The organism is Vibrio sp. M250220, assembly GCF_036533795.1.
GTDB lineage: Bacteria > Pseudomonadota > Gammaproteobacteria > Enterobacterales > Vibrionaceae > Vibrio.
Genome location: NZ_JATABI010000084.1, coordinates 1 through 6,021, shown reverse-complemented (window position 1 = coordinate 6,021; position 6,021 = coordinate 1). Strand labels below are relative to the sequence as shown.

Genomic DNA, 6,021 nt, shown 5'->3' with positions numbered 1-6,021 from the left:
GCTTGATTGTATCTACTCATGTTATTTGTCCTCTTTGACTTCTGGAAAAATCAAAGACGCATTTAGCATGAGTAGTTTTACAGGCAAAGCCGAAACGGATGATAACCACCTACTGAAGTAGGTGGTTTAGGGCTGAAAATAAAAAAGGCTTAGCCGAAGCTAAGCCTTTTTCTATGCTGTTGTTGCTTGGGGTTGATAACGACCCGGCTTGTGGTTCATTGCCAGAATCAAGTTGGTCGCGACTGCGCCCATTACCGACAGAGCAATCAACGAAATATCGACAATAAACAAAGACATGATCACAATCGTACAGTCTAATGCCATTTGCACTTTACCCGCACGAATACCAAATCGTTCTTGCAGAAACAGCGCTAAAATATTGAATCCACCTAAGCTCATCTTGTGACGGAATATCACCAGCATCCCAATACCGATCATCCCTCCGCCAAGAAGCGCCGCATAAAATGGGTCAATGCGGGCAATCTCTATTACATGGTGTAAGTGGTCAACCGCGAATGAAACAATGGTAACGGCAATGAAGGTATTGAGCGTAAATCGCCATCCCATTCGGGTGACGGATAAAATGTAAAACGGCAAATTGAGCGCAAAAAAGATTTGACCGAAACTGAAATCACTCACCTTAGTCAGGAAGATTGCCAATCCCGCAGTACCGCCTGTCAGCAGACCGACTTTATTGAAAAAGATAACGCCCAGTGAGACCAGAGCACTACCCAAAACAAGCGCAAGTAAGTTTTCGCGCAAACTATGTTCTTTATCCATTTAGACTTCCTATCCATTAGTACCAAAATCGAAATAGACATAACGATGACGTATTTCGATGGGCAATCAGATTCACAAACCGGTGAATCAAACCCGCATAAGATGTCGATTAATGACAAAAATGTCGAGATCTGACAGGAAATCACTTGTAAGGACTGTGTTAAACAAAATGTACACTAGACGCTAAAGTTACTTGGAGCGTTGTGATAAATTGACCACATTTGACTCTGAAGAGGCAGCCGGCTTATTGGCCTTCTCATCCCCCCCACTGCGACCTTTCGCGCTATACATCGCTTCGTCAGCTAAGCTGAGCAATGAATCTTTATCTTTGGTCTGTTCAGGATAATGGCTAACACCAACACTCGCTCCAATAACGAGCGTGTGGCCGTCAAATACAATCGGCTGACTGATGACGTCTATGATTTGCTGAACTTTTTTATCGACAATGGACAGATCGTGAAGCAAGTCTAAGCAGATAACAAACTCATCCCCACCTAAACGACCAACAAAGTCCGACTCGCGTACACTCTCTTCTAATCGCTGCGCAATGTTGACTAACACCACATCACCAGCATCATGACCATAGGTGTCGTTAACTTGTTTGAACTCGTCGAGATCAATAAACAGCAACGCCAATTTACAGCCACTGCGATTAGCTTTGATCATCGCATTCTCAAGCTGTTTATCAAATGCGCGGCGGTTCATTAAGTTGGTGAGTGGGTCATGTTCGGATAAGAACAGCAGTTGCTCCTGCTTATGTTTGAGCTGTCGAGTCTGTCTGAGCACTTCTTCTTCAAGCTCTTTACGCGTGACCGTCGAACGACACAACGAGACGGTCATTTGATTAAAAAAGCTGGCGATAACACGAAACTCACTGTCCATTTTTACCGCTTCAACCTTGGTGTCCAATTTCCCCTTAGCAAGATCGATGATCGCTGCTTTCATTGCTTCTGCACCCGATTTAAAACGGAACAAAATTAGCCAAGCGGTGACGCTCACTAAAATGGAACAGATGATCAGCCACGCAGCAGCTGTCGCCATAACACTCTGTAGATTGGTGACATTACGATTCAAGACAAGCTGATGAACGTAAGCGAGCTCCTCTGTCATGTTTTGGACAATCATGTTGTAGCGCGAATGCAGCAGGTTACGTGCATTGATATCGTCAGAATCCGTTTCTTTGCGTCTACCAGAACCATCAAAATAGAGCTCTTTTTCTTGCAGTAGCAAAATATGAAGGCTTCGGTTCATGTGTTGAATGTTGTCGAGGAGAATGTTGCTACTCTTATAAGCGGTGAGTTTAGTGTCCAACTCAGCGTGTGCGATCTCGACCTGATGCAAACTTGGCTGGTCACCAAACTGTTTAAACACCCATAATTGGCTGCGCAATAAATCGACGCACAGTTGTAGCTCAATAAGCTGATCCAGCTCGAATTTCGTTAGCTTCTGTTCGGCATGTATCTTTGAGAAAGAGATAACAATGAATAACGTCAACATCATCGTTGTCGTTGAAAGGATAAACATTTTCTTGAACAGAGAATCCAACATAGCGTCAATCCCTCAGTTCCATCGCTTGCTGATACGGATAAGGGTAAAGTAGCTCTCTGAAATCCGGCGGCGAGTTTTCGACTAACCCCATTTCAATCGCCCAGCGAGATTGTAATTGCAAGTTTGAGAGTAGCGAATTACCCAAGGATAAGCGAAACAGGTAGTCCTGCCATGTCCACTTGACTTGGCTAGGCGGAAGGTCAAGTCGTGTCGCGATCATCGCAATCGCCTCCTCTGGGTTGCTGTTTATCCATTCAATCGCCTTATCAAGAGCCTGTAGTAAGCGGGTCGGCTCATCACCAACAAACTCTAGATAAGGTGAGCGAGCAATCAGGTTAAATGACAATTGATAGATCCCTTTAACCCCTAGATTCGCGACATCCGCAACAGAGAATAAATCCGCTTCAAAGCCCATTGGTTCCCATGCCGATATTGCATCAACCCGATATGAAAGCAATGCCGGTACCATTTCGTGTGGTTGCAAATAGACTTTCTCTACGGGCATATGCTTGAGATTGTTGCTGATAAGTACCGAGTCGAAATAGAACTCACTGGCCGTGCCCTTGATGATGCCTACCCTACGACCTTCCAACTCGTTGACGCTGTGAATACTGGCAGGCACGAGTGTGAGAAGTTTGAGGTCGTTGTCTGATTCAACAAAACTAACAAGCAAAGAAAGATCATCACGCTGAAAGCTTTGGAACATCACAACAGACTCCGATGCCGTTGCATAGTCGACATTGCGATCTAGCATCAAGTTTGTACAAGCGGCACCACTCGAACAAGGGTGTAAGCTGACATCTAGATTAAAGGATTTAAAAAAGCCCAGTTGGTCAGCAACCAAAAAAGGCGATGATAAGGGTGTTAGAGAAACCCCTATTCTTATTTTTGAAGAGGTCGCCATCTGACTCATCTTCACTTCGTTTATCACGCCCCAAGCTACCGCGCACAACATAAGCACAGAAACACTAAGCGCCAATTTATTATTCTTTATAAAAGGTATCATTGGCAGATCCATTTGCATAAGAAACCTAGCACATATAAATTTAGCCTATGAATTAAAAAAGTGAATCAAGAGCTCAAGTTTTTCAGATTGTCATGAATAATTTCTTTAAAACTTAACGCCAGTTCACAAAAACCAGCCCTTCCGACCCGCAAGCGATATCCGCCAGTTCGTCTTACCTGTTCTCTTTTTCTCCATGCTTCCTGTTATATCTGTGCACAGATTCGCTTGACGAATGATCACTATTCCTAGGCAACGGAATTTGTTTTAATTGCCAGTCTAAATCGACCAACGGAGCCATGTTTTGTTACACGAGATCTATATTGCAGGCGGATGTTTATGGGGTGTGCAAGAGTTTATGCGCCATTTACCCGGCGTTGTCACCACTGAAGCTGGTAGAGCCAATGGCACCTCAAGCACAACCTCGGGGCAATATGATGGCTACGCAGAATGTGTTCGTACTGAGTTCGATCCTAAATTGCTCTCTGTTGAACAGTTAATGGATTATCTGTTCGAGATTATCGATCCTTATAGCGTTAACCAGCAAGGAGAAGACATCGGTAAGAAGTATCGTACCGGTGTTTACAGCCGAGATGAGCAGCACTTAAATCAAGCCCGCCAGTACATTGCTGCGCGTCCTGACAGCAAGAAAATTGCAGTTGAAGTGATGCTGCTGACCAATTACGTCAAGAGCGATGACGAGCACCAAGATCGATTAACTCGATTTCCAAATGACTACTGCCACATTCCCGTCAATGTGCTGCACAAATATCGTAAGTAGCCAGCAGAGCAACCGCGCGTGAATCAACTGACATTGACGTTAAAAGCGACATTACCCTGTTTTAATGATTTAAGATCCAGTAAGTTAGTCTAAGTTGTATAACGCTATTCAAGGATTGAAATGTTTCAACAAGTGGTCGGGATTCTCTTCCCTGTGTTCGCGCTGATTGCCGTTGGCTTTTCCGTTGGTAGATGGCTTAAACCCGACTTTAGGCCGATTAACCGTATAAATATGGATGCGTTCACCCCTGCGTTGGTATTTTCATCGCTGGTCGCTATGCCTCTGGATACTGAGCAAGTGCCGCTTTTAAGCGCTGCCGCCATCGCGGTGCTGTTACCTGGCATCCTCATGCTTCCCTTATGCAAACTCACCAAGCTAAACTATAAAGCTTGGGCGCCTCCACACATGTTTCGTAACAGTGGCAACCTCGCTATCCCGTTGTTCACTTACACTTTCGGAGACAGTGCGCTCGGGTCAGCGGTTTTGCTATTTGTGGTTTCGGCTTGCCTACATATTAGCCTCGGTTTAGCACTCCTCAGTGAAGGTAACCCTTTCAAACAGATCGTAAAGATGCCGATCTTTATCGCGGCAAGCTTAGCGCTAATCCTTAACGTTTCCGATATCGGTGTATGGACACCACTCTATGAAGCGACCTCGTTACTCGGTCAGGCGGCTGTTCCTGTCATGCTGCTTTCGCTTGGAGCACAGATGTGTAACCTCAGGTTGAGCGGCATAAAAGTGGGAATCTTATGTACGTTGCAATCACTGGCAACCGGTGCAGCTGCTTTCACGGTGATCTATCTATTCATTCCTCTACCGCCGATGCAGCTACAAATGATGGTGCTCTTTACCATGCTACCACCAGCGGTGATGAACTATCTGTTTGCTGAACGCTTTCAGATAGAGCCAACGAAAGTCGCGTCAATGGTACTGTTCAGTAACTTCTTTAGTGTGCTGACACTGCCAATGTTACTCGGGTTCGCCCTCTCCTTGTGACCACTCTTCAGGGTTGGTGAGCATGGTTTTACCTTTGAACGTTTCAGCACGAATATCTTGAGGGTTGTAGATAGCACAGGATTCCATAGACAAACAACCACAGCCGATACAGCCACCTAGATCATCTTGAAGAGCTTTAAGCTGCTGAATTCTGTGCTCCAAACGCTCTTTCCATCCGGATGCCATCTGCTCCCATTCCTGACGGCTAGGAGCCTGATGCTTAGGCAAATGACCCAGTGACTCCGCAATTTCCTCCAGCGTTAGTCCGACTTCCTGAGCGGCTTTAATCACTGCGATACGCCTCAGTACGCTGCGATGATAGCGACGTTGATTGCCCTGATTTCTCCAACTGAAGATCAATCCCTTTTGCTCATAGAAGTGTAACGCTGAGACTTTGACTTGCGCTCTTTTCGCCACTTCTCCCACACTCATTTCCATATTGCACTCCAAATAAATTAAAATTCGCGCTTTACCTCAAGTTAACTTGAGGTTTTACAGTAGCACTAACTCAGTCAGATTACATAAGGATATTTCGATGAGACTAGTGACGAAAAATAGAACTTTGCCTTACCTTTCAGGGCGCTTTTTTGATGGTATTTCATCCGGTCTTTTCATGATGGCTTTGCCGTGGGTCATGTTAAGCACACCCGACATGGGAACATTCATTGCCTTGGTTGCTCTCACCTGTACCGCAACATCATTTGTCCTCACGCCATTTTTTGCGACCTTAATTGATCGTCACTCACGGAAATTATTGCTGATCCTTGGTAAGCGTTCACCAGCAGTCCATTGACAAAAAGTGTGAGTTAACGCAATTGATCCAACATTCCTAATTGAGTGATCATTTCTAGCCGTCATGCTTAATGCATGAAGAAGAAAAAATCTAAATTCTCATCTTCGCCGCCCGTGGCCT

The 6,021-nt window shown here is 45.1% G+C and carries 6 protein-coding genes and 1 pseudogene; 3 read left to right on the top strand and 4 right to left on the bottom strand.

Annotated features, from left to right (window positions below; genetic code table 11):
• Nucleotides 1-171: 171 nt before the first annotated feature.
• From QTN94_RS19045 to QTN94_RS19035, 3 genes are all read right to left on the bottom strand, one after another.
• The gene (locus QTN94_RS19045; protein ID WP_138971094.1) at nt 172-780 is read right to left on the bottom strand and encodes a YitT family protein; all 609 of its coding nucleotides are present in this window, start codon (nt 778-780) and stop codon (nt 172-174) included.
• Between the two features lie 189 nt (nt 781-969).
• Complete coding sequence (locus QTN94_RS19040; RefSeq protein ID WP_331428538.1) at nt 970-2,328, bottom strand: GGDEF domain-containing protein; 1,359 nt, start codon at nt 2,326-2,328, stop codon at nt 970-972.
• A gap of 4 nt (nt 2,329-2,332) precedes the next feature.
• Nucleotides 2,333-3,334, bottom strand: coding sequence for an ABC transporter substrate-binding protein (locus tag QTN94_RS19035; RefSeq protein ID WP_331428537.1), 1,002 nt, complete (start codon nt 3,332-3,334; stop codon nt 2,333-2,335).
• Between the two features lie 301 nt (nt 3,335-3,635).
• Here QTN94_RS19035 and QTN94_RS19030 point away from each other — a divergent pair, with 301 nt between their 5' ends.
• On the top strand, nt 3,636-4,112 hold the full coding sequence (locus tag QTN94_RS19030) for a peptide-methionine (S)-S-oxide reductase (RefSeq protein ID WP_138971092.1): 477 nt from the start codon (nt 3,636-3,638) through the stop codon (nt 4,110-4,112).
• 120 nt (nt 4,113-4,232) lie between these two features.
• Nucleotides 4,233-5,108, top strand: a complete 876-nt coding sequence (locus QTN94_RS19025) for an AEC family transporter (protein ID WP_331428536.1) — start codon at nt 4,233-4,235, stop codon at nt 5,106-5,108.
• Here QTN94_RS19025 and soxR read toward each other — a convergent pair.
• The gene (gene soxR, locus QTN94_RS19020) at nt 5,082-5,546 is read right to left on the bottom strand and encodes a redox-sensitive transcriptional activator SoxR (protein ID WP_331417822.1); all 465 of its coding nucleotides are present in this window, start codon (nt 5,544-5,546) and stop codon (nt 5,082-5,084) included. The two genes, QTN94_RS19025 and soxR, sit on opposite strands and share 27 nt — an antisense overlap.
• 97 nt (nt 5,547-5,643) lie before the next feature.
• Between soxR and QTN94_RS19015 the strand changes: the two are divergent.
• Nucleotides 5,644-5,880: pseudogene (locus tag QTN94_RS19015) on the top strand (MFS transporter); the annotation flags it as partial.
• Nucleotides 5,881-6,021: the final 141 nt, after the last annotated feature.

Excerpts from the sequence above, each read along its gene's own strand:
- QTN94_RS19045 (WP_138971094.1), bottom strand. The coding sequence starts at position 780 with ATGGATAAAGAACATAGTTTGCGCGAAAACTTACTTGCGCTTGTTTTG.
- QTN94_RS19035 (WP_331428537.1), bottom strand. The coding sequence starts at position 3,334 with ATGATACCTTTTATAAAGAATAATAAATTGGCGCTTAGTGTTTCTGTG.
- QTN94_RS19025 (WP_331428536.1), top strand. The coding sequence starts at position 4,233 with ATGTTTCAACAAGTGGTCGGGATTCTCTTCCCTGTGTTCGCGCTGATT.
- QTN94_RS19040 (WP_331428538.1), bottom strand. The coding sequence starts at position 2,328 with ATGTTGGATTCTCTGTTCAAGAAAATGTTTATCCTTTCAACGACAACG.
- soxR (WP_331417822.1), bottom strand. The coding sequence starts at position 5,546 with ATGGAAATGAGTGTGGGAGAAGTGGCGAAAAGAGCGCAAGTCAAAGTC.